Source organism: Streptomyces sp. NPDC111802 (assembly GCF_055634335.1).
In genome coordinates this window covers 1-23,319 of sequence record NZ_JBVKCZ010000071.1, presented here as the reverse complement: position 1 = coordinate 23,319, position 23,319 = coordinate 1, and the positions used below count along the sequence as shown (strand labels likewise).

Annotated in this window: 21 protein-coding genes and 1 pseudogene; 10 read left to right on the top strand and 12 right to left on the bottom strand. The window is 70.7% G+C overall.

Annotated features, from left to right (window positions below):
* Positions 1–498, top strand: a 498-nt coding sequence (locus tag ACZ7NC_RS41270) for a class F sortase (RefSeq protein WP_471496745.1), incomplete at its 5' end; no start/stop codon positions are given.
* 59 nt (positions 499–557) lie between these two features.
* Here ACZ7NC_RS41270 and ACZ7NC_RS41265 read toward each other — a convergent pair.
* Entirely contained in the window at positions 558–1,340 is a 783-nt protein-coding gene (locus ACZ7NC_RS41265) for a sulfite exporter TauE/SafE family protein (protein WP_471496741.1), read from the bottom strand.
* A gap of 256 nt (positions 1,341–1,596) precedes the next feature.
* Between ACZ7NC_RS41265 and ACZ7NC_RS41260 the strand changes: the two genes are divergently transcribed.
* From ACZ7NC_RS41260 to ACZ7NC_RS41240, 5 genes are all read left to right on the top strand, one after another.
* Entirely contained in the window at positions 1,597–2,808 is a 1,212-nt protein-coding gene (locus ACZ7NC_RS41260) for an NAD(P)/FAD-dependent oxidoreductase (RefSeq protein ID WP_471496738.1), read from the top strand.
* Positions 2,809–5,406 carry a nitrite reductase large subunit NirB gene (gene nirB / locus ACZ7NC_RS41255; RefSeq protein ID WP_471496724.1) on the top strand — a complete coding sequence of 866 codons (2,598 nt, stop codon included), beginning with the start codon at positions 2,809–2,811 and terminating at the stop codon, positions 5,404–5,406. It begins immediately after the preceding gene.
* Complete coding sequence (gene nirD, locus ACZ7NC_RS41250; protein ID WP_471496721.1) at positions 5,403–5,753, top strand: nitrite reductase small subunit NirD; 351 nt, start codon at positions 5,403–5,405, stop codon at positions 5,751–5,753. Before nirB ends, nirD begins: the two co-directional genes overlap by 4 nt.
* Positions 5,754–5,817: 64 nt before the next feature.
* Positions 5,818–6,402, top strand: a complete 585-nt coding sequence (locus ACZ7NC_RS41245) for a TetR/AcrR family transcriptional regulator (protein ID WP_471496719.1) — start codon at positions 5,818–5,820, stop codon at positions 6,400–6,402.
* Positions 6,403–6,478: 76 nt separating this feature from the next.
* Entirely contained in the window at positions 6,479–7,264 is a 786-nt protein-coding gene (locus tag ACZ7NC_RS41240; protein WP_471496716.1) for an SDR family NAD(P)-dependent oxidoreductase, read from the top strand.
* Between the two features lie 20 nt (positions 7,265–7,284).
* Here ACZ7NC_RS41240 and ACZ7NC_RS41235 read toward each other — a convergent pair whose 3' ends face one another.
* The 3 genes from ACZ7NC_RS41235 to ACZ7NC_RS41225 all read right to left on the bottom strand — a co-directional run bounded on the left by ACZ7NC_RS41235 (position 7,285) and on the right by ACZ7NC_RS41225 (position 10,679).
* Complete coding sequence (locus ACZ7NC_RS41235; RefSeq protein WP_471496712.1) at positions 7,285–8,211, bottom strand: oxidoreductase; 927 nt, start codon at positions 8,209–8,211, stop codon at positions 7,285–7,287.
* A 138-nt stretch (positions 8,212–8,349) separates the two neighbouring features.
* Complete coding sequence (locus ACZ7NC_RS41230) at positions 8,350–10,005, bottom strand: SulP family inorganic anion transporter (RefSeq protein ID WP_471496748.1); 1,656 nt, start codon at positions 10,003–10,005, stop codon at positions 8,350–8,352.
* Between the two features lie 68 nt (positions 10,006–10,073).
* Complete coding sequence (locus ACZ7NC_RS41225; RefSeq protein WP_471496709.1) at positions 10,074–10,679, bottom strand: carbonic anhydrase; 606 nt, start codon at positions 10,677–10,679, stop codon at positions 10,074–10,076.
* Positions 10,680–10,872: 193 nt separating this feature from the next.
* Between ACZ7NC_RS41225 and ACZ7NC_RS41220 the strand changes: the two genes are divergently transcribed.
* The 4 genes from ACZ7NC_RS41220 (at position 10,873) to ACZ7NC_RS41205 (ending at position 15,059) form a co-directional block, all read left to right on the top strand.
* A complete protein-coding gene (locus tag ACZ7NC_RS41220) occupies positions 10,873–11,727 on the top strand; it encodes a response regulator transcription factor (protein ID WP_471496706.1) in 855 nt (284 codons plus the stop codon).
* A complete protein-coding gene (locus ACZ7NC_RS41215; RefSeq protein ID WP_471496704.1) occupies positions 11,724–13,208 on the top strand; it encodes a sensor histidine kinase in 1,485 nt (494 codons plus the stop codon). The genes ACZ7NC_RS41220 and ACZ7NC_RS41215 overlap by 4 nt, the downstream gene beginning before the upstream one ends.
* A 150-nt stretch (positions 13,209–13,358) precedes the next feature.
* Positions 13,359–14,519, top strand: coding sequence for an alkaline phosphatase PhoX (locus ACZ7NC_RS41210; protein ID WP_471496702.1), 1,161 nt, complete (start codon positions 13,359–13,361; stop codon positions 14,517–14,519).
* Positions 14,520–14,609: 90 nt separating this feature from the next.
* A complete protein-coding gene (locus tag ACZ7NC_RS41205) occupies positions 14,610–15,059 on the top strand; it encodes an excalibur calcium-binding domain-containing protein (RefSeq protein WP_471496700.1) in 450 nt (149 codons plus the stop codon).
* Between the two features lie 31 nt (positions 15,060–15,090).
* On the opposite strand, the gene ACZ7NC_RS41200 is transcribed toward ACZ7NC_RS41205, so the two are convergent.
* From ACZ7NC_RS41200 to ACZ7NC_RS41165, 8 genes and pseudogenes are all read right to left on the bottom strand, one after another.
* On the bottom strand, positions 15,091–15,339 hold the full coding sequence (locus tag ACZ7NC_RS41200) for a hypothetical protein (RefSeq protein WP_471496698.1): 249 nt from the start codon (positions 15,337–15,339) through the stop codon (positions 15,091–15,093).
* A complete protein-coding gene (locus ACZ7NC_RS41195; protein ID WP_471496696.1) occupies positions 15,336–16,670 on the bottom strand; it encodes a S8 family peptidase in 1,335 nt (444 codons plus the stop codon). The genes ACZ7NC_RS41200 and ACZ7NC_RS41195 overlap by 4 nt, the downstream gene beginning before the upstream one ends.
* A 329-nt stretch (positions 16,671–16,999) precedes the next feature.
* Positions 17,000–18,244 (bottom strand): site-specific integrase, encoded by a 1,245-nt coding sequence (locus tag ACZ7NC_RS41190; protein WP_471496694.1) that lies wholly within the window; start codon positions 18,242–18,244, stop codon positions 17,000–17,002.
* A gap of 78 nt (positions 18,245–18,322) precedes the next feature.
* Positions 18,323–18,511 (bottom strand): helix-turn-helix domain-containing protein, encoded by a 189-nt coding sequence (locus ACZ7NC_RS41185; protein WP_453198042.1) that lies wholly within the window; start codon positions 18,509–18,511, stop codon positions 18,323–18,325.
* Between the two features lie 469 nt (positions 18,512–18,980).
* On the bottom strand, positions 18,981–20,456 hold the full coding sequence (locus tag ACZ7NC_RS41180) for an ATP-binding protein (protein WP_471496691.1): 1,476 nt from the start codon (positions 20,454–20,456) through the stop codon (positions 18,981–18,983).
* A gap of 2 nt (positions 20,457–20,458) precedes the next feature.
* On the bottom strand, positions 20,459–21,304 hold the full coding sequence (locus ACZ7NC_RS41175) for a bifunctional DNA primase/polymerase (RefSeq protein ID WP_471496689.1): 846 nt from the start codon (positions 21,302–21,304) through the stop codon (positions 20,459–20,461).
* 90 nt (positions 21,305–21,394) lie between these two features.
* Complete coding sequence (locus ACZ7NC_RS41170) at positions 21,395–21,619, bottom strand: hypothetical protein (protein ID WP_471496688.1); 225 nt, start codon at positions 21,617–21,619, stop codon at positions 21,395–21,397.
* Positions 21,620–21,788: 169 nt separating this feature from the next.
* Positions 21,789–23,319, bottom strand: a pseudogene (locus ACZ7NC_RS41165) (hypothetical protein); the annotation flags it as partial.

Here is a 23,319-nt window from a genome sequence, read left to right as displayed (position 1 = left end):
GCCGACCCGCGCGACCCCCTGCACGACGCCGCCCTCGCGCTCCCGCCCTCCCCTCCCGACCGGATACGCATCCCCTCGATCCGCGTGGACGCCCCCCTCATGGGCCTGGGTCTGACGAAGACGGGCAGCCTCGATGTGCCGCCCGCGGAACGGAAGAACCTCGCCGGCTGGTACGAGGCCGGCACCACACCAGGCGAGCGGGGCACCGCGATCGTGGCCGGCCATGTCGACAACGCCGACGGGCCCGCCGTCTTCTACCGGCTCGGCGCCCTGCGGAAGGGCAGCACGATCGAGGTGGACCGACGCGACGGCGGCACGGCGCTGTTCTTGGTCGACGCCGTCGAGGTGTACGACGCGAAGGCCTTCCCCGACGAGAAGGTGTACGGCTCGGCCGCGCGCCCCGAACTGCGGGTCATCACCTGCGGCGGCGGCTACTCACGGACGACCGGGTACCAGGGCAACGTCGTCGTCTTCGCACACCTCACCGACAGCCGCTGACCGCAGCGGGCCGTCCTGCCTTGAGCGCCATGCCGCGGGCGGCGTCAGCGCCCTACCGGCTAGCCCGCCCACTGCTCGTACGCCAGCTTCACCACCAGCGCGAACACCACCGTCAGCAGCACCACGCGCACGAATCCGCTGCCCTTCTTCAGTGCCGTGTGCGCCCCCAGCGTGCCGCCCGCCAGATTGAAGACGGCCATCACCGCGGCCAGTTGCCACAGGACCGTGCCCTGCCAGGCGAAGGTGGCGAGCGCGCCGGCGTTGGTACAGCAGTTGACGATCTTGGCGGTGGCGGAGGCGGTGACGAGGTCGAGATGGAGTACGGCGGTGAGGGCGAGGACCAGGAACGTGCCGGTGCCGGGGCCGATCAGGCCGTCGTAGAAGCCGATGCCGAGGCCCGCGAGGCCGATCGCGGCGAGGGTGCGACGGCGGGAGACCGGGCCCGCCGCCGGTGCCGTGCCGAAGGCGGGGCGCAGGATCACGAAGGCGGCCACGGCGAGCAGCACCAGCATGATCACGGGTTTGAGCACCTCGGTGCTCATGCCGGCCGCGAAGAAGGCGCCGCCGGAGGAACCCGCGAGGGCCGCGACACCGATGCGCACGGCGAGGCGTACGTCCACGGGTGCCTTGCGGGTGTAGGTCACCGCGGCGCCGGTGGTGCCGACGATCGCGACCGCCTTGTTGGTGCCGAGCGCGTAGGCGGCCGGGGTGCTCGACGGAAGGCCGAGCAGCAGGGCGGGGAGCAGCAGCAGTCCTCCGCCGCCGACCACGGCGTCGATCCAGCCGGCCGCGAGGGCCGCGAGGCACAGGACCGCCACCGTGGTCAGGGATATGTCGGGCATGATCGCGACCCTAGGCAGAGGATGCGCGTGCCGTCCATGTAAACCTGTCCCCGGCGGTCGTATCCGATGGGGGCCCGCACGAAGACCCAAGGTACGGTTCACCCCACCGCGCCCCGGACGCGCCCGGCCTCACAGCCCGCCCCCAGCGCGCTCGCCGAACCCTCACACCCGCTCCCCCGCCCCGCTGAGGGCAGCGTTCCTCGCGGGAAACAGGGGTGATGCGGTCGGGAAACACCGGCAACGCACGCTCGAAGCCATGACCTCGAATACGCGTGTGGTGGTGATCGGCGCCGGCCTCGCGGGCGTACGTCTCGCCCGGCGGCTCGGCGAGCTCGGTGTGCCCGTGACGCTCGTCGGCGAGGAGGAGCACCGCCCGTACAACCGGGTGCTGCTCGCCGAGGTGCTGGCCGGACGGTACAGCCCCGACGTGATCGCCCTGCCGGCGCCCGCTGAGCTGACGCGCGGCAGGGTCACCGGCATCGACCGCGAGATGCGAGCCGTACATCTCGCGGACGGGTCGGAGATCGCATACGGCACCCTCGTCCTGGCCACCGGTTCCAACGCGGTGCTGCCGCCCCTGCGCGGCCTGTTCACCCCGGACCACGAACTGCCGGAGGGCGTCCACGCCTTCCGCACCATGGACGACTGCCTGGGCCTGTCCAAGGCTGTGCGGCCGGGCGTGCGGGCGGTCGTGATCGGCGGCGGGCTCCTCGGGGTCTCCGCCGCCCGTGCCCTCGCGCTGCGCGGCGCGCAGGTCGTGCTCGCCCAGCAGTCCGAGCGGCTGATGGAACGTCAACTGGACCCGGCCGCCTCGAAGCTGGTCCGGCGTCATCTCGTCGACCTCGGGGTCGAGGTCCACACCGATCTGCGGGTGCGTGATGTGCGCTGTGTCGGCGGCGCGGTCCGCTCGGTGGAGATGGCTGACGGATACGCCCTCGACGCGGACCTCGTGGTTCTCGCCTGCGGTGTCCACCCGCGCGCGGGTCTCGCGCAGGCCGCGGGGCTGGACGTCCGCAAGGGCATCGTCGTCGATGACGAGCTCCGTACGTCCGACCCGCACATCCGGGCCGTCGGCGACTGCGCGCAGCACGCCGGCACGGTGTACGGGCTGGCCGCGCCCGCGCTCGAACAGGCCGATGTCCTGGCCGAGTTGCTGGCGGGGAACGGCGCGGCCCGCTACACCGGCACCCGGGCGCTGACCCGGCTGACGCTGGCGGGTGAGGGCTTCTTCGACCTCGCCGCGTTCGGCGAGACGGAGGCCCGGCCCGGCGACGACGTCGTCCAGCTGACCGACGCCACCCGCGGCACCTACCGCAAGGTCGTCGTCCGCGACGACCGCCTGGTCGGCGGGGTTCTCGTCGGCGAACTCGGCACCGTCGGCGCGCTCGCCCGCGCCTGGGAGGGAGCAGAGCCGCTCCCCGACGACGGCCCCCTGCTCCACCTGCTCACCAACGATGGAGGCTCCTGAATGACCGCCACCCTGGGGGCCACCCCCACGATCGTGCTCGTCGGCCACGGCATGGTCGGCCAGCGCTTCCTCGAGGCGCTCGCCGAGCGCGGCCTGACCGCCACGCACCGCGTGGTCGTGCTGTGCGAGGAGCCGCGTCCGGCGTACGACCGCGTGGCGCTCACCTCGTACTTCTCGGGCAAGACGCCCGAGGACCTGTCGATGACGGACATGGAGTTCATCGAGACGCACGGCATCGAGCTGTACGTCGGCGACCCCGCGGTCTCCGTGGACCGCGAGGCGAAGAAGGTCACCGCCAGGTCCGGTGAGGTCTTCGAGTACGACACCCTCGTCCTCGCCACCGGCTCGTACCCCTTCGTGCCACCGGTCCCGAACAAGGACGCCACCGGCTGCTTCGTCTACCGCACGATCGAGGATCTGCTCGCGATCGAGGAGTACGCGAAGGCCAGGGCCACGACGGGTGCGGTGGTCGGCGGTGGTCTGCTCGGCCTGGAGGCGGCGGGCGCGCTCAAGGGCCTCGGACTCGACGCCCACATCGTGGAGTTCGCGCCCCGGCTGATGCCGGTCCAGGTCGACGACGGCGGTGGCGCGGCGCTGCTGCGCACCATCGAGGACATGGGCCTGAGCGTGCACACGGGGGTGGGCACACAGGAGATCGTGGTCGACTCCGACGGCGCCGTCACCGGCATGAAGCTGTCCGACGGCTCCGAACTCGCCACCGACATGGTGGTGTTCAGCGCCGGTGTCCGCCCCCGCGACCAGCTGGCCCGCGACTGCGGTCTGACGGTCGGCGAGCGCGGCGGCATCACGGTCGACGAGCAGTGCCGTACGGTCGCCGATCCGCAGGTGTTCGCGATCGGCGAGTGCGCGCTGGCCTCGGACGGCCGGGTGTACGGCCTGGTGGCGCCCGGTTACGAGCAGGCGGAGACGGCCGCGGCGACCATCGCGTCCGACGAGGCGGCGTTCGTCGGCGCCGACCTGTCCACCAAGCTGAAGCTGCTCGGCGTGGACGTGGCGTCCTTCGGCGACGCGCACGGCACCGCCGAGGACTGCCTGGACGTCGTGTACTCCGACTCCCGCGCCGGCCTGTACAAGAAGCTGGTCATCGGCCGCGACGGCACGCTGCTCGGCGGCATCCTGGTCGGCGACGCGGAGGCGTACGGCACGCTGAAGGCCTTCACCGGCTCGGTCCCGCCGGTCTCGCCGGAGTCGCTGGTGCTGCCGGCCGGCGCGGGCGCCCCCGCCCAGCTCGGCCCGGCCGCGCTGCCGGACGACGCGATCATCTGCTCCTGCAACAACGTCCGCAAGGGCACGATCCGCGAGGCGGTCACGGACCACCAGTGCACCACCGTGCCCGAGGTGAAGAAGTGCACCAAGGCCGGTACGACGTGCGGCAGTTGCGTCAAGGTCCTCGGCCAGCTGGTCACCGCCGAGCTGGAGGCGTCCGGCGTCGAGGTCGACAAGGGCCTGTGCGGCTGCTTCTCGCAGACCCGCGAGGAGCTGTACGAGATCGTCCTCGCCCTGCGCATCAACACCTACCAGGACCTGCTCGACCGCTACGGCCGTGACGGCGCCCGGGGCGGCGACGGCTGCGAGATCTGCAAGCCGGCGGTGGGCTCGATCATCGCCTCGCTCGCTCCCACGATCGGCGCGAGCGGCTATGTCCTGGACGGCGAGCAGGCGGCCCTTCAGGACAGCAACGACCACTTCCTCGCCAACATCCAGAAGAACGGCTCGTATTCGGTCGTGCCCCGTATCGCGGGCGGTGAGATCACCCCGGAGGGGCTGATCGTGATCGGCGAGATCGCCCGGGACTTCGGCCTCTACACCAAGATCACGGGAGGCCAGCGGATCGACATGTTCGGCGCGCGCGTCGAGCAACTCCCCCTCATCTGGGCACGATTGGTGGACGCGGGCTTCGAGTCCGGGCACGCCTACGGCAAGGCGCTGCGCACGGTGAAGTCCTGTGTGGGCCAGACCTGGTGCCGCTACGGCGTCCAGGACTCGGTCCGGATGGCGATCGACCTGGAGCTGCGCTACCGGGGCCTGCGCTCGCCGCACAAGCTGAAGTCGGCCGTGTCGGGCTGCCAGCGCGAGTGCGCGGAGGCCCAGTCGAAGGACTTCGGCATCATCGCCACCGCGAGCGGCTGGAACCTCTACGTCGGCGGCAACGGCGGCGCGACCCCGCGCCACGCGGACCTGCTGGCGCAGGACCTGTCCGACGCCGAGCTGATCCGTCTGATCGACCGGTTCCTGATGTTCTACATCCGCACCGCGGACCGTCTGGAGCGCACCAGCGTGTGGCTGGAGCGGATCCCCGGCGGCCTGGACCATGTCCGCGACGTGGTCGTCGAGGACTCGCTCGGCATCTGCGAGGAGCTGGAGTCCCTGATGGCGGCGCATGTCTCGAACTACCGCGACGAGTGGGCCGAGACCATCAACGACCCGGAGAAGCTGGCCCGCTTCGTCTCCTTCGTCAACGCCCCCGACACCCCCGACCCGGTCGTCGGCTTCGTCCCCGAGCGCGAACAGATCAAGCCCGACCTGCCGCTGCTGACCATCGGCCACCGCCCCCTGGAAGGAAGCGCCCAGCGATGACCCTGGCACCCGAGACGACCGATCTGAAGGTCCAAGTACGGCTGGACGAGGACTGGTTGACGGTCTGCGACCTGACCCGGCTGCTCCCGGGCCGCGGTGTGGCGGCCCTGCTGCCGGACGGCGGGCAGGTGGCCCTGTTCCGCGACCGGGCCGGACAGCTGTACGCCATCGACAACCGCGACCCGTTCGGCGGCGCGGCGGTCCTCTCCCGCGGCCTGACCGGCACCCACCAGGGGCGCCCGTTCGTCGCCTCGCCGTTGCTGAAGCAGCGGTTCGACCTGGAGTCGGGACAGTGCCTGGACGACGAGGCGGTGCGCGTCGCCACGTACGAGGTACGGGCGTCGTAGGACCGAGTTCTCTTGACTGGCGTTTTCTTGACTGGTCGTTCTGATTGATCCTAGGCTGGCCCTCGTGGCCAGGACCAAGGAATTCGATCCCGAGGTCGCGCTCCAGGCAGCTCTCGAGCTGTTCTGGCGGCGCGGCTACGAGGCGACGTCGATGTCCGACCTCGTCGAGCACCTCGGCATCGGACGGGCGAGCCTGTACGCCACCTTCGGCAACAAGCACGAGCTGTATCTGAAGGCGCTGGAGCGCTACGACCGGGCGGGGCTCCCGCCGATCGTGCGCGAGCTGTCCCAGCCGGGACCCGCACTGCCGGCCGTGCGCGGCCTCGTACGGCGGTACGCGGCGGAGGCCACGGACGCCCGGCTGCGCCTGAACGGCTGCATGATCACCAACACCGCGGCGGAACTCGCCCCGCACGACCCGGCCGCGGCCCGGCACGTCGAGCGCAACTGGGACCAGTTGGAGACGGTTCTGCACTCGGCCCTGGTCCGCGCGCGGGCGCAGGGCGAACTGCCCGCCGACCGCGACCCGCTCACCCTCGCGCGCATGCTGCTGGTGCTGCTCCAGGGCCTGCGCGTGGTCGGCAAGGCGTCGTCGGACCCGGCGCGGATACGGGACGCGGCGGAGCAGGCGCTGGCACTGCTGGACTGAGAAGCACCCCCGGACGGGGTGCTTTTCTTTTGTGCCGATATTGAACCGATCGTTCAAGAAAATGGGGAGACCGGCCATGACCACCACCGCATCGCACCACCGCGCCCGCTTCACCGACCGGACCGCCCTGGTCACCGGCGCCGGCTCAGGCATCGGACGGACCGTCGCGCTCGCGCTGGCGGCGGAGGGCGCGAACGTCGTGGCGGTGGGCCGCAGGCGGGAGTTGCTGGAGGAGACGGTGACGCTGATCGAGGAGGCGGGCGGAAAGGCGCTGGCGGTCACGGCCGACGTCGCCCGCGCGGCGGACGTCCAGTCGGCGGTGGCCGCCACCGTCGAGTACTTCGGCTCCCTGGACGTGGCGGTGAACAACGCCGGTGTCTTCCGGGGCGGCACGCCGCTGTCCGACCTCTCCGAGGAGGACTGGCACACCCAGCTCGACATCAATGTCACCGGCGTGTTCCTGGCCCTCCAGGCCGAGATCCGCCAGATGCGCAGCCGGCCGACCGGCGGCGCGATCGTCAACATCGCCTCCACCTTCGGCGCCCACACCCGAGCCGCCGGCACCGCCGCGTACGCCGCGACCAAGGCCGCCGTCTCCGCCCTCACCAGGGGCGCCGCCCTCGACCACATCCGCGACGGCATCCGCATCAACGCGGTCAGCCCCGGCGCCGTCCGGACCCGGATGTCCCTGCGCCCCGGTGAGACGGACGCGGACCGCGCCGCCCGCGCCCGGGACACCCTTCCCCTCGGCCGCGTCTCGACCACGGCGGAGGTGGCCGCGGCCGTCCTCTACCTCGCCTCGGACGACGCCACGTCGGTGGTGGGCACCGACCTGGTGGTGGACAGCGGGGCGACGGCCTGAGCGCACACCCCGCCGCGAGCTCACACCTTCAGCGCGTCGTACGTCACCCCCGTCAGCCGCTCCGACGCCTCCCAAAGCCGCTCGCCCGCCTGGTCGTTGACGGTCCAGGGTGCCCGCCAGGACGGTGCGGGCGACCCGCGCCACATGGCCACGGACGGGCCGGTGAAGGAGTCGGGGCGGACGCCGGGGGCGGTGGCTGCGTGGAGCGTGGGCAGCGCGCCGGCCTCGGCCGACTGGGCGAGGACGCGGTTGCCGATCCGCGCGAACCACTCGCTCGTCCGGCGCCCCGCCATGCGCGGCCCCGCGGACTGCAGGTTGGTGTCCGCGTACCCGGGATGCGCGGCGGCCGCCACCAGCTCCGTCCCCTGCGCCCGGGCCCTGCGCGCCAGTTCGTGGGTGAAGAGCAGGTTGGCCGTCTTGGAGCGCGCGTAGGCGATCCAACGCCGGTAGCGGCGCTCGCTGTTGAGGTCGGTGAGGTCGATGTTGGACAGCGCGTGCATCGGGCTGGAGACGGTCACCACCCGCGCGCCCGGGGTGCCGAGCAGCGCGGGCAGCAGCAGACCGGTGAGCGCGAAGTGCCCGAGGTGGTTGACGCCGAACTGCGTCTCGAAGCCGTCCACCGTCGTGCCGTACGGCAACGCCATCACCCCGGCGTTGTTGACGAGCAGGTCGAGACGGTCGTACGGGAAGGTTGCGGAGAACTCCCTTACGGAGCCGAGGTCCCCGAGGTCGAGCCGCCGCAACTCGACCCGGGCGCCCGGAACTTCGGCGGCCAGCCGGTCCCGCGCCGCAGCGCCACGCGGCTCGCTTCGGCAGGCGAGCACCACCCGGGCGCCCTTGCGGGCCAACTCCCGCGCGGTGGCGTAGCCGAGCCCGCTGTTGGCACCGGTGACGACGGCGACGCGGCCGCTCTGGTCGGGGATGTCGTGCGGGTTCCAGCCGGACATGGCCGAGCTCCTTCCGGATGTGGAGGGCTTGGACTCAGCCTACGAGCGGACGCCCGCCCCGCCCAGCCGGCGCGGTCCGCGTCAGCGACTCGTGCGCTGCCTGGACACGGCCATCAGGGTTCTCGAACGGGTGGGCCGCTAACGTGACGTGACCGGGCGGTAGCTTTCCGCATAACTCTCCTGTCCGGCTGACGGCGGCCTCGTGTCCAGGTAGAACCATTCGGCGTCCGGGCCGGGAGCCGACGGTGGCGTGAGAGTCGGGGCCGGCTCCGGGGCGGGCCGGGTGATGACCGGTGCCTCCGTCCTCGCCGACGCTGGCATCAGCAGCTCCACGCGCAGTCCCAGCCCCCGTTGCTGCGCCGTGAACTCCTCCACCTGGCTGCGGCAGGCGTGGTCCAGATGTGTCACGGCCGTCAGGTCCAGCCGGATGCGCGGCCTGCCCGAGGCCGCCGCGTTCTCCAGCGCCTCGATGACCCGCGGGAGCCGTAGGAACGTCGCGTTGCCGGCCATGACGACCTTCGCGGTGTCGTCCTCGACGTGCTGCCGGATCACCGTCTGCGACATGCGCAGAGCGGCGAGCACGATCCCGGCCGCGAGGCCGATCAGGACGCCTTCCAGCAGCGCGGTCGCGACGATGACCAGCGTCGTCACCGTCATCACCGCGAACTCGCCCCGGTCCTGGCGCCACATCTTCGGGAACTCCTCCGGCGCGAACAGCTTCCAGCCGCTGTGCACGAGGACGCCCGCGAGTACCGAGATCGGGATCAGCGCCAGGATCTGCGGCAGCAGCAGCGCGAACGCCAGCAGCCACAGGCCGTGCAGGGTGCGGGAGATCCGGGTCTTCGCGCCGGCCTGGACGTTCGCCGAGCTGCGGGCCACGACGGCCGTGATGGGGAGGGCGCCGAGGAGGCCCGCGATCGTGTTCCCGGCGCCCTGGGCGATGAGTTCGGTGTTGTAGCGGGTGCGCGGTCCGCTGTGCATACGGTCCACGGCGGCAGCGGTGAACAGGCTCTCCGCGGAGGCGATGACCGTGAAGGTGAGGACGGAGGTGATGACCGCCGCGTCCGCGAGTCCCGCGAACTCCTCGGCCCCCGGCACCCGCACCGCCGCCAGCAGATTTCCGACCTGGAGCGTCTTCACGTCCACGCCGGGCAGCGCGGCGACCGCGATGCCGATGCCGACCGCGACCAGCGCGGCCGGGACCCGTTTCGCCGGGCCCGGCACCTTCTTCCACAGGAAGCTCAGCACGATCGTGGCGACGCCGAGCAGCGTGGCGATCATCGCCTGCCGGTCGGTGAGGATGTCGGCGAACAGGCCCGGAATCCCGGCCATGTTCTCGATCGGGGTGCCGGGGGCCTTGGCGTCGGCCATCGGGTAGGCCTGGCTGAACATCAGCGGCAGCCCGATGCCGGCCAGCATGCCCTGCACCACGGCGAGGGAGATCGCCTGGAACATGCGGCCGAGGCGCACCACCCCGAGGACGATCTGGAGGATGCCCGAGAACAGCACGATCACCCCGAGCATCGCCAGGCCGTGCTCCAGCACCGTCTCCGCGACCAGCGCGGCGAGCCCGGCGGCCGGCCCGCTGACCTGGAGCGTGCTGCCCCGGACGGCGCCGACGACCAGGCCACCGATCACCCCGGAGATGATGCCGAGTTCGGCGGGGACACCGGAGGCGACAGCCACGCCGATGCACAGCGGCAGGGCGACGAGGAAGACCACGAGGGAGGCGGTGATCTCGTTCGCGAGGTCCGGTTTCGCGCCCCCGGACTTCGACGGCCCCGCACCCGTCATCTTCGAGATGGCCGTGATCTTCGAGGTGCCCTCCTTGCCGCGCGTACGCCCCCGCGCATGAGCCCCGCTCATCCGGTATGCACCCGGAACCGGCCGTCGCCCTCCAGCTCGTGCACCTGTCCGGTGTCGACCTCGTAGTACCAGCCGTGCAGCCGCAGCCGCCCCCCGTCCAGCCGCTGCCGCACCACCGGGTAAGTCCGCAGTACGGCCAGCTGGTTGACGACGTTGCCCTGCGCCACGTCGGGCAGCGACGGGTCGTCGGATGCGGCGGTGAGGACCGGCATCAGTTCGGGGCGGGCCAGCTGGAGCCAGGCGTCGACGCCCGGCAGCGCGGACAGGTCGTCGCCGGACTTCAGCGCACCCATCGCGCCGCAGTGTGAGTGACCGCACACGACGATGTCCTGAACCCCCAGCACCTCCAGTGCGTACTCGATGGTGGCCGCCTCCCCGGACGCGCCGGGGCTGCCGTACGGCGGCACGATATTGCCGGCGTTGCGCAGCTCGAATATCTCTCCGGGCCGCGCGCCGGTAATCAGTGCGGGTATGACCCGTGAGTCCGAGCAGGTGATGAAGAGCACCTCGGGATATTGCCCGTCGGCGAGTTTCCGGTATTCACCGCGCTCGAAATCGACCCTGCGCTTGAATGAGCGGGCACGGTCCAGCAATGCCTTCAACGATGGCTCCTCGGCTGGGAGTTCGACCAGTTCAACAGCACCGTAGAGGGGCGCACACCAGAGGAGGGTTAAGTAAGGGCCAGCGCGCGTCCAGTAATTGGACATTCTTTGCCGCAATGCTCCACAAGCGCTCTCCCCTTGTAGCGTGTAGACGTCAGGGCAGAGAATGTGAATTCACGGAGAGACAGGACGCATGGGCATACGAGTGCTGCTCATCGAGGACGACGAGACGATCGCCGAACCGCTCACCGAAGGGCTTGCGCACTTCGGACTGACGGTGAATCACGTGACCACCGGGGCGGAGGGGTTGAGAAGCGCGTACGGCGATGTCGTACTGCTCGATCTCGGGTTGCCGGACATGGACGGCATCGACGTGTGCCGGGGCATCCGGCGGGTCTCGGACGTGCCGGTCATCATCCTGAGTGCGCGGGGTGAGGAGGCCGACCGGGTGCTGGGGCTGGAGCTCGGGGCGGACGACTATCTTGCGAAGCCGTTCAGCATGCGGGAGCTGGTGGCACGGGTGCGCGCCGTGACCCGGCGGACGCAGCGCACCGAGGCGGTGGCGGAGCCGGTGCGCACGCGAACGCCGGTCGAGCGGGGCCGCACGGAGGCGCTGGTGGAGCGTCTGCGCGCCGAGGCACAGGCGGAACCGGTGGTCACCCCGCCACCGGAGCCCCTGTCGTACGAGGCGGCGCCGCCCCCGTCGGACGACGAACCCGCACCCCCACCGCCGGACGCCCCCGGCCCCTTGGTCGTCGACCGCCGCACCCGTCAGGTCTGGGTCGGCGAGATCCCGGTCACCCTCACCCCCAAGGAGTTCGAGCTGCTGGCGCTGCTGACCGAGGATCCGGGCGCGGTCTACTCCCGGCAGCAGATCCTGGACCGGGTGTGGGACCCGCACTACGAGGGCCCGACCAAGACGCTGGACGTCCATGTCGCCGCACTGCGGCGCAAGTTGGGCGACCCGGCGTGGATCCAGACGCTGCGCGGGGTCGGCTTCCGGCTGGCGGTGCGGACCGAGCCGGGCGGGCAGCGGGTGTCGTCGTGACCCGCCGGCTGCTGCTCAGCTACCTGAGCCTCGCCGCGCTCGTGCTGGCCTGCCTGGAGATCCCGCTGGGCTTCGTGTACTCGCGCAGCGAGCGGGAGCGGGTGGTGAACGCGGCGAAGGACGAGGCCGAGTCGGTCTCCGCGTACGCCTCGCTGTCGCTCAGCGCCGGCCGGGCCGAGCGGGATCTGCCGCGCCGGGTGGTGCACTGCGCCGAGCGGATCGGCGGGAAGGTGGTGGTCGTGGACGCCTCGGGCGCGCTGCTCGCCACCTCGCATCCGCTGGCCGCCCTGATGTCGGCCGACCTCGCCTCCCGCCCCGGCATCGCGGCCGCCCTGCGCGGCACGTCCACGGTGGACGTGCGCACGTCGACCATCGGCGGCGTCGAGTACCTGTCGGTCGCCGCGCCGGTCCGGCGCGATGCGCGGCTCCAGGGTGCCGTATGGCTGACGCTGCCGACGCGGACCGTGCACGAACGCGTGCATCATGTCTGGCTGTTGCTGTGCCTCGGCGGGATCGGGGTGCTCGCGGCGGTCACCGTGGTCGGGTTCGCCATCGCCCGCTGGACCGGCCGGCCGATCCGTGAACTGGAGCGTGCCACGCATGAGTTGGCGGAGGGCGGCCGGGCCACGCCGGTGACGATGACGAAGGGCCCGCCGGAGGTGCGCAGGCTGGCTGCCGCGTTCAACCGTACGGCGGCCCGGCTCGCCCATCTCCTCGCGGCCCAGCGGGCGTTCGCGGGCGAGGCGTCCCACCAGCTGAAGACGCCGCTCGCGGCGCTGCGGCTGAGGCTGGAGAATCTGGAGCCGAACGTCACCGACCTCGGCCTCGGCAGCCTCACCGCCGCCGTGACCGAGACGGACCGGCTCTCGCGAATGGTGGAGGGCCTGCTGGCGATGGCCCGCCTGGAGGAGGACTCCGCGACGCCGGCCCCGGTCGACGTGGGCGCCGTCTGCGCGGAACGGCACCGCACCTGGCTGCCCCTCTTCGAGCGGCAGCGGGTCGCGCTGGTGCTGTTCGCGGGCAGCGTGGGTCCGGTCCTCGCGGTGCCGGGCGGGGTCGAGCAGATCGTGGACAACCTGCTCTCCAACGCCCTGCGCGCCTCGCCGCCGGACAGCACCGTGGCCATCGAGCTACGGCTCCACGTACCGGCCCGCCGCGCCCTGCGCGACGCCCGCCCCGCGTGGGTCGACCTGCACATCACCGACGAGGGGCCCGGCATGACCGCCGAGCAGCGGGCCCGTGCCTTCGACCGGTTCTGGCGCGCGCCGGGCGCCCCCAAGGGCGGTACGGGGCTGGGCCTTTCGCTGGTCCAGCGGCTCGCCCACGCGAGCGGTGGTGAGGCGAGTCTGCGTGCCTCGGCCGCGGGCGGGCTGGACGCGGTGGTCAGGCTGCCGTCCTCGGAGTCGCCGCGCGAGGGGCACGGTCCGGGCGCCGACAGGTCCGGGCAGCACAAGCAGGTGGTGCCGGCGTTGCCCGCGTGAGCGGCCACAGGCAGCTCCCGGGCGCGCCGTCCGACGGTCACCAACTGGCTACGGTCCGTCCACCAAGCTCCCCTAGGTTCCATGCCGCCCCCCTCGCACGACCCCGTCGTCGACCGACGACGGGGCGGTACGGCACCCCTTGGAGTGAGAGTGGAACGTCGTAACCTCCTGCGTGCGGCCGTCCTCGGCGGTTCCGCCGCCGTGTTCGGCGGAACCCTGTGGCGCGGCGCCGCGTACGCAGCCCCGGCCCAGCCCGGCACCGGCCCCTACGGCTCGCTGGGCTCGCCCGACGCCAACGGCATCCGACTGCCGAGCGGCTTCACCAGCCGTGTCATCGCCCGCTCCCGACAGACCGTGTCCGGCACGTCGTACACCTGGCACGACGCCCCTGACGGCGGCGCCTGTTACGCGGACGGCACGGGCTGGATCTATGTCTCCAACTCCGAGATCAACCCCTCCGGCGGCGCGAGCGCGGTGAAGTTCTCGTCGACGGGCGCCATCACGGGCGCGTACCGCATCCTGTCCAGCACCCGCCAGAACTGCGCGGGTGGCAAGACCCCGTGGAACACCTGGCTGTCCTGCGAGGAGGTGTCCCTCGGCTACGTCTACGAGACCGACCCCTGGGGCACGAACGCGGCGGTGCGCCGGGACGCGATGGGCCGCTTCAAGCACGAGGCGGCCGCCGCCGACCCGGTGCGCCAGGTGATCTACCTGACCGAGGACGAGACCAACGGCCGCTTCTACCGCTTCGTCCCGACCACCTGGGGAAACCTGTCCTCCGGCACCCTCCAGGTCATGGTCGCGGGCAGCGGCACCTCGGGCTCCTTCACCTGGGCAAACGTCCCCGACCCGGACGGCTCCCCGACCGCCACCCGCTCCCAGGTCTCCGGCTCCAAGTCCTTCAACGGCGGCGAGGGTTGCTACTACGCCGGCGACACGGTGTGGTTCACGACCAAGGGCGACAACCGCGTCTGGCAGCTCAACCTCACGTCGAACACCTACGAGTTGGCGTACGACGACTCCCTCGTCACCTCCGGCACGGCCCCCCTCACCGGCGTCGACAACATCACCGGCTCCTCGTCCGGTGACCTGTTCGTCGCGGAGGACGGCGGCAACATGGAGATCTGCGTGATCACCCCGGACGACGTCATCGCCCCCTTCCTGCGGATCGACGGCCAGTCGGGCTCGGAGATCACGGGTCCGGCCTTCTCCCCGGACGGAAGGCGCCTCTACTTCTCCAGCCAGCGCGGCACCAGCGGCAGTTCGTCGGGCGGGATCACGTATGAGGTGACAGGTCCCTTCCGCGCATAGCGGTTACGAAACAGACACACTTCCTCCACGTCCGGTCACCGGGCACTACGGTCATCCCCTCACGCGACACCAGTGGGGGGATGACCTGACATGACCCATCCGTACACCTCGACACCGGCCCCCAGATGGGCCCGGAAACGCTATGTACTCCCCGCGCTCGCCCTGGCCTTCTTCCTGGGCATCGGCGCGGGCGGCGCATCCGGCGACGACTCGAAGAACACCGAGGCGACGACCAGAGCGGCAGCACCACAGCCCACGGTCACCGTCACCGCGACCGCGACCGCGACCGCCACCACGACGGCACCGGCCGAGGAACCCGAACCGGCGCCCACGGTGACCGCCACGAAGACGGTCAGAGTCACCACCACCGTCACGGCGGCGGCGCCCGCCGCGGACAGCGACAGCGGCTCCTCCGGCAGCGATGTCTATTACGACAACTGCAGCGCCGCCCGAGCCGCCGGGGCCGCACCGGTGCACGCGGGCGACCCCGGCTACGGCCGTCACCTCGACCGGGACGGGGACGGCGTGGGCTGCGAGTGACCTCTCTGGGTCACGGGTCACGGGTTACGGGTCACTGGATCGGAGAGTCGGGCGGTGGGAGACGGTAGGTGAGCTCCCGGTCGACGGAATCGACGCCGTCGACCGCCTCCAGAGCCGTTATCCGGTCCTCCGCGACAGTGCCCGAGAGCGTGCCGAGGATCGGCTGCTCGCCCGTGACCGTCAGGCCCTCCCGCCGCAGGGCCTCGACGACCTCCGCGAACCGGTCGGGGTCGACCGCGAGGACGACCCCGACCGGCTCGGACCGGGACGACTCGGTCACGGGGCCTGCAGCAGGCCCGCGCCGACGTCCCTGAGGGGCTGCATCAGCGGGAACGCGCCGGACTTCATGGTGGCCATGAGATCGGCGGCGGAGGCGTGCGGGTTCGCCTCGACCAGCAGCGCGAGGACACCCGCGACATGCGGTGTGGCCATGCTGGTGCCGCTCAGGCTCTGGTAGCCGCCGCCGGGGGCGGCCGAGTGCACGTCCCGGCCCGGCGCGGCGATGTTGACCTCGCCGCCCTGGCCGTTGATGCCGCCGTTGGAGAAGAACGACGGCGTGATGGACTTGTCGAGCGCCGCCACCGCGAGGATGGAGGGGCAGTTGGCGGGCCGGCTGACGGGCTCGATACGCGGGGGCCTGCGGCTGTCGTTGCCCGCGGCGGCGACGATCACCGTCCCGCGTTCGAGTGCACGCTTGGCCAGGATCTCGTAGGTCTGCGGGAAGAGTTCACCCGGCCGGACGAAGGCGCCGAGCGACATGGAGATCACCCGCGCACCGCGGGAGACCGCCCAGGCCATACCGGCGAGGATCTGGCCGTCGGTGCCGCTGCCCGCGTTGCTCAGCACCTTCCCCGCGAGGATCCGCGCATCGCACGCCACGCCGTAGCGGGGCCCCTGGTGGGGGTGAGCCGGACCGGCGACGGTGCCGATGCAGTGCGTGCCGTGGCCGTTGCCGTCCTCCACGGACTCGCCCAGCACGAAGGACATCGTCTCTTCGACGCAGCCCGTCAGGTCGGGGTGGTCGGTGTCCACGCCGGTGTCGAGGACGGCGACCTTCGCACCGCGTCCGGTCAGATGGGACAGGTTGGACCGGATGGCCTGCAGGCCCCACGTCCAGCTCTGCTCGTCCCAGGCGGGGCCCTGGGCGGCGGCCATTTCGGCCCGGGAGTGGCGGACGACCACGTCCTCGTCGCTGCGGTACGCCGGGAAGAACTCGGTCGGCGCCTGCGTCGGGGCGGTGATCGGCATGGCGTACACCATGCGCTCCGGCTCCGCCGCGATGATCGTCGGTTCGGCCTCGGCCGTGGTCACCAGCGCGTGGCGCTGCTCGGGCCGCACCTCGACCACGGCGGCGCCGAGTTCCTCGAAGTGCACTGAGACGTCGGGGTTCTCCAGCAGTTCGGAGACGTTCCCGACTTCGGATCCGCGGACACGTTCGACGTTCGCTATGCCTGCGGAGGAGCGCAGCGCGTTCAGCCCGCTCTCCTGGTTGCTCTGATCGAGCAGGACCACGTACCGCCCGGTGTACTCCGTGCCCTGGCCGGATGCGTGGCCGTTGGGCCGGTCGGGCTGCCCGCCGAAGGCGCGCCTGTCCATGGGTCCGTTCGCCATTGAATTTCCCGCTTTCTGTGTGCTTCCCCCTGTTGGTCGGACGCACGCCGATGCACGGAGCGGCAGGTAGCCGGGAATGGTGGAGTGAGGTTCGGCCCTGATCGACGCGACACGTGATCGACGCGAAGTGCCGTGGCCCGCAAGGGAGTCCCTTGCCGGACCCGCGGCACGACCCCCTCGAACACGGTCGCACCGGACACCGCGGCCCGCAACACATCACCCCTGGTGACGGCCACCGGGACGGCCGAGAGGGCGGCACCTCCGCACAGGTGCCGCCTTACCTGCGTCTACCTGCGAACTCTCCGTTTTGTAGGATCGGCAGGGCACTCTCAGGGCACGTCCGCCAGAGCCTCATCAATGAGTGCCGCGGTGGTGTCCTCGTCGTCCTCGTACAGATGTACGTACAGATCCAAGGTGATCGATGGCTTAGCGTGACCGAGGCGCCGCTGCACCTTCTTCACCGACGCGCCGTGCTTGATGAGCACGGAAGCGTAAAAGTGCCTCAGATCGTGCGTCGTCGTCCCCTGGGGGACGCGCAGCGACGACTCGGCGGAGGCCAAACGCTTGTCTGCCCGCTTCGCCATGCGCGCCCAGAGCTTCGCCCACGACCCGCGCCGGATCGGGTCGCCCGTCTCGCTCACGAACAGCAGCCGAGCCTTCCTGGTCCTTGGCTTCCTCGGGTCCGTCCGGTCCTCGATCTCCACTTCGGTCGGCGGGTACGCCTTCAGGTGCTCTTCGATGGCCGCGACGGCAGACACCGACAGCGGCACCGTGCGGTAGCTCTTCTCAGTCTTCGGCTCCCCGATGTACGGCACGCCCTTGTCGGGGCCGATGAGCTGCTGCTCAACCTCGACCGTTCCGGCCACCAGGTCGACGTGCTCAGCCTCCAGTCCGAACAGCTCGGCCTGCCGCAGGCCCGTGGTCGCTGCCAGGCGCATCAAGGCCCGGTAGCGGGACGAGGCTGCGGCCAGCAGCGCCCGCACTACTGCCGGGTCAAGCGGCACCACCTCGGGCTTGCGGATCTCGGGGATGTCGATGCCGTGGCAAGGGTTCGCGCGGATGATGCCGTCGTAGTGGGCTGCGGCCATCACGCCGAACAGGGCGTTCCACGGGGTTCGAAGGCTGGACGGGGCCAGAACGCCGGAGCGGTCCTTTACCCATGCCCTGATGTCCGATCGCTTGATGCTGGCGATCTGACGGGTACCGAGCAACGGGTAGACGTGCAGCCGCAGCCCCCGCTCGACGTTGGACTCCGTCCGCTCGCGGTGTGTCGCCGTAGTACGCCACTCCTCGGCGTAGTCCCGGAGCGTCTGGCGCCGCGTGACTCGGTCGACGTACTCGCCCTTGTCCAACTCGTTGGTGATCTCGGCCGCCCGCGCGTCGGCTGCGGTGCGCTTGGCGAAGTTCTCCTTCTTCTGATCACCGGACGGGTCCCGGTAGCGGACCTGCCAGCGCTTCCCCACGCCATGCTCAGCGGACGGACACACGGTCTTGGTCTTCGTGCTGTGCTCTTTGCACGGCTCGGCGTCGGCCGGCGGTCGGGACAGGTGCCAGCGGTCATACACCTCAGCCATCAGTTCCCCTCCCCCCACAGCAAACCGAGTCAGCAGCGAAGTGGGGGTCCTTCTCGTGGGGTTGGTAGTCGTCACGGGTCATGCTGCGCATCGGCCTCCGATCTCTTCAGCGTCGTACTTGTCGAGCGCTTGGGCGTCGTACAGGACGTGTCGACCACGCCGGATGAAGCACTGCGGGCCGGTTCCGGCGTAGCGCCAGTAGCGGACAGTTGAGGGCGACGTGCGGTAGCGCTCGGCGACTTCCGCAGTCGTCAAGTACCTCTTCATGACGTCCTTCCTGAAAAACCAGGCGTGGCGGCGGGCAGGGTGCCGCGTGTGTCCGAGGTGCGGATTTCTGCGTCATCGCGTCACGCACGTCATTTGTGGTTCTGACCTGTGATTATGCGGTGACGCGGGCAGTTCGGGGCGTGTCACAGGGCCGGGCGGAGTTCTGTCACCTGTGACGCGGGTGACGGGCGATGACGCTAGGTTTGGCCGTCTGCGTCACGGTCGTAACCGCTGGTCAGCGACCGGATTCGGGTGGCTGGTGACGTGGGTGACGCAGGGTCTCTTCTCTTAGGAAAAAGGGAGGGGTGGTGTCTGTGGTGGTGCGGTGCGGCTCAGGACGTGAAGAAGGAGCCGCTGCGCGGCGCGACCCTTGGGCGGCGGCAGGCCGCCGAAACAGCAAGAGGAGCACCACGCGCGGGCGGGAGGTGCTCCTCTTGCTTCTTCGGTGCGGCCCCCGTGGTGGCGCGGGTCAGAACGCCGCTGCCTGCTGGTTGGGGGGCGGGAGTGGGGGGCGGGTCATCTCGATGTAGCGGGCGGTGCTGGTGCGGCCCCAGTCGATGAGGACGCCGCGTGCGGCGAGGGTCGGCTGTAGCCGCTTGAGCCGGTCGGAGAGGACCTTGCCGGTGGTGGGCCAGCCTTTGGGCAGGGGACGGCACTCCTCGCCGCTGTAGAGGCTGGTGAGGCAGTGCAGCCACTCCGATGACGTCATACGGACTTCCTCGCCCGCGTCGAGTCCGCCGGCGTGCTTGAGGACCGTCTGCGCCAGCAGGTCACCTTCGATGACGTCGTCGTTGAGGTCATCGAGGCTGGCCCGGTACGCGGCCAGCGAGCCGAAACCAGTAGCCGCATCCAGCTGTGCGCACAGGTGGGCGAAGTCAGCCATCCGCAGGTCGGTGGGGGTTTCCGCCTGCGCGGCGCGCACCTTCACGGTCAGGTCCAGCAGGGAGCCGAGAACGACCGGCAGGATCTCCGCGTACTCCCTCCACAGTTCCGCTTCGGTGCGCCGCACCCGGGGCCTGATGAGACGGAGCGGGAGGAGGCGTTCGGCGAGGTCGGGGCGGATGACGCCGACGTCGATGCCGGTCAGGAGCATGGGGCGCCGGTAGCGGGAGCGGACGACGTCGCCGTCGGTGAAGAGCGCGCGTTTGATGCTCTCGGCGCCGGTGACGATGCAGCACATGAGGTCGGACAGGTCCGGGGGCAGGTGGGAGAGGTTGTCCAGGGCGGTGACCCACCCGGCGGCGACGGCCGTGATCATGTTCTCCTCGTCCTTCGGTGCCCGGCGCAGGTCGCCGCTCATGCCCTCGATGATCCGCACGAGCATGCGGCCGCCGGTGGACTTGCCCGCCCCTTGGGGTCCGGTGAGGAACGGCGCGGGCACGGGCACGGAGGGTTCCAGGCAGCCGATCAGCCAGGCGATGGCCAGGCGTTCGGTTTCGGCGTTGGCGAAGTTGCACAGGCGGAGCAGGAGGTCGATGCCCTTGCCGTTGGTGTCCTTGGCGGGTAGGGGTAGTTCGCCGGTGAGCTGGGTGCGCCGCCAGCACACCTCTTGCGGGTCGGGGGTGAGGATGTCCCAGCCGGTGGGGTGGATGCGGACGGACTTGCCGTCGTCACGGCCCAGGTCGAGCCAGGTCGCACCGTCGAACCCGGGCGCCACGCGGATGTGGGTGGGCTGTACGTCCTCCATCAGCGCGAGTGCTTCGATCAAGTCCAACGCCTCCTTGAGTGCCGTGCCGTTGAACACGCCGACCCCGTCCTTGAAGAGGCCGACCATGAGTTCCTGCCGGTGGCTCCCGGTCGTGCCCTGGGAGCGGATGGGCCGGGCGACGGGGTGGCCGTTGCGCTGCGCGTAGACGGTGCCGTCGATGGTGCGGAAGTACCGGAAGTGTTCTTGCGCGTAGTCGGTGATGATCTGGCGGGCCGGGGCCTTCTCGTCCTCGGACATGGCTACATCCCCAGTGCGGTGCGGGCGTTGGTCCATGCGTCGGTGCAGTGCCGGGGTGATTCGCCCTTGACCTGAGCAGCAGCGAACAGCCGAGCGACGTGAGCCTGGGTGAGGCAGCCGCACCGGCCGTGCGTGGACAGCACGGCGAGGAAGGTGCGGTAGACGGTGGCGTGGATCGCTTCGCTCGCCTCGGTGATGCGCTGCTCCGCCATGGCGATGCCACGCTCCAGGTAGGCGGGCGTGCGGTGGCGGCACTCCCCCTCCCCAGCCTGTGCGGGCACGCTGATGGCCTGCCGTACGGGCCGGACGGTGGAGGGCTCCTTCACGGCCAGGGCGCGCACGACCGTCGGCAGTGCCGTGATGGTGCCGGTGCCCGGGCCGAGCCACCGGGCGTACTGCATGGCGGACTTGATGTCCACGCCGGGCCGGACCGCGTTCACGGAGCGCATGGTGCCTTGGTAGATCCAGTGTTCGCCGCGTGTGGTGGGCACGGTGCGGGTGGCGGGCAGGCTCGCGTGAGCCCAGGCGACGGCTGCCGGGGTGTCGAGGTCGACGACGGTGAGGCCGGCGCCGCCGGGGTGGTAGGCGACGGCTGCCGCCTCACGCCATGCTGTCGCCCACGCGCGCGAGGTGATCACGTGCGGGTTGGTGGTGGCGGCGGCCCACGCGTGGCAGATGCCGGGGCACTGGCAGGGACCCACGCTCTTCATGTTGGGCCGTCCGCCGCATGCGTTGCCTGTGCAGGCCCGGCAGTTACCGAAGGGCAGCTTGCCCCGCAGCGGCAGCACGGGCAGCCCGGCGGTGGCGAGGCTGAGTGCCACTCGCCGGACGGGGGTGGTTTGGGTCATGCTGGTTGTCTCCAGTTCCTTGGATGGATGCTGGCGAGCAAGGGCGGCCCCGATTCTTTGGCGAGAGACCGGGGGCCGCCCTTGGCGTAGTTAGTGGTTCTTGGAGAGGGTGAGTTTGAGGGTGATGCCGCCGAAGCCGATGGGTCCGGCGGCGCCGGTGATGACGGTCGCGGTGTGGGCGGCGATCCCGAGCAGCCAGGCCAGGGCGGCGGCCAGTCCCCAGACGCCGACGACGACCGCGCCGGCGATGGCGAACGGGTACAGGAAGCGCCGCCACGGGAAATCGGTACCGCTGGTGCCGTTGATGTTCGCCAAAACAGAATCTCCTCTTCTCTAGGGGCGGTGCGGGGAGGCCGGACGGCCTGTTCAGTCCTCGATCGCCGTGCCGGGGCGGGTAGGCGAGGACTGGACGAAGCGTCCGGAGGCGAGCACGAGAGAGGGCCCGCCCCCTCGCGGGGTGCGGGCCCTCAGTGGCAGGCGTGTGTCAGAGGTCGGAGGGAAGCTTTTCACCGGTCTGTGCGTCGTACGCGACACCGGTCGGGGATAGGCGCACGGCCCGGGATTCTGCCCGGGATCCTTCCTGCCAAGTTCGTCCGCCAATAGCTATCCGAACCGTTACGTCGGCGAGGGGATCGTCGACTGGCAGCTCTATCTGGAGTCCCTTCGGGAACCATCCCTTTTCTCGGACGCTGCTGGCACTCTTGCCGGATGCATCGAGCCTCAGGTACCTGGCGTTCCGGTCGAAGTACGAACTTAGTTCCAGAATGACGCGGTCCCTGTCGCTGTTCCAGTGGGCGACGACGTCGGCTTTGACCCCTTCGATGGTGAGCGCTGCGCCCGACCTGCCCTTGTAGGCGGCGGCTTTCACCTGGCGGTCCTGGTGTTCCTGCTCGTCCGCCGCGTACTGCCACACGCCCGCGGCAGCGATGGACAGGGCGGCGATCGTAGCCACATACGGCCAGGTTCGCCGACGCGCCCGTGTGGCTGGCTCATCGCCAACCACCGGTGTGACGAGGGGCGGTTGAGGCCCGCTGTGCCATGCCGGGGTCGAATCGGCCTCTGTCTTTTCGAACCACTCCACGTCGTCGTTGCCCATGCGGGCGACGGTAGCGCGCAGTTGCGCGGCCTGTCCGGGGTCCCCGCGCAGTTCTGCCACTTGGGCCCGTGTCTCCAGCCAAGCAAGAGCTTGAGTGGCGTTGATCCCATGCGCATTGATGTCCTCGCGCTCGCGAATGGCCGCCAGCTGAGCGGCCTCATTGAACCGGCCCGCGTGCGCGGCCTCGAGGACGGCCTCATGCCGGGCGACGTCGGCTTGCCACCCGTCAACAACGTTGGGCGGCATTCCCCAATCCCAACTCCGGCCCCCGTCGCCGTTCGTGAACGGCGCGTGCAGGTCCTCGCCCGGATCGGCGTCGACGTCGCCATCCTCGGACGGCTCCGTGGCCTGTTCTACGGCAGCGGAGTCCTGTTCGGCGGCCAGGGTCTGCTGTGCTGCACGGCGCCGTGACGAGGTGTCCGTGAGCGCGGTTTCCTCCGCGTCCAGGATGGTCTGGATGATGTCGACGTAGTCGGGGCCGACCTTCCACACGGCCTGTCCCGGATCGAGCGTCGGGATCTTCTCGATTACCCAGGCGGGCAGACCGAGCAGGACGCCGACGATGGCGGCCTCTTCCGGACCCAGGCGGCCGATGTGGGCGATCTCGCACAACCGTGCCAGGTCGCGGGCCTTACCGTCGCCCAGGTCGGACAGCGTGTGCATCACTACGTCCAGCGACAGCCCGGCCTTGCGTGAGTTTTTCAGCAGTCGCTGGATCAGTTCGGAGGTCGCCGGGGACAGGAGGATCTGCCACGCCTCTTCCAGCACCAAGTGCTTGTGCACGGCGGTCGACTGGCGCAGCCACACGTGCTCTGCCCAGCAGCTGACCGCGGCCATCAGCGACGGGATCGCCGGCGAGTTGCGGTCCAGGTGGGAGAAGTCGAAGGACAGGATCGGCAGGTCCGTCTCGGGCAGGCTC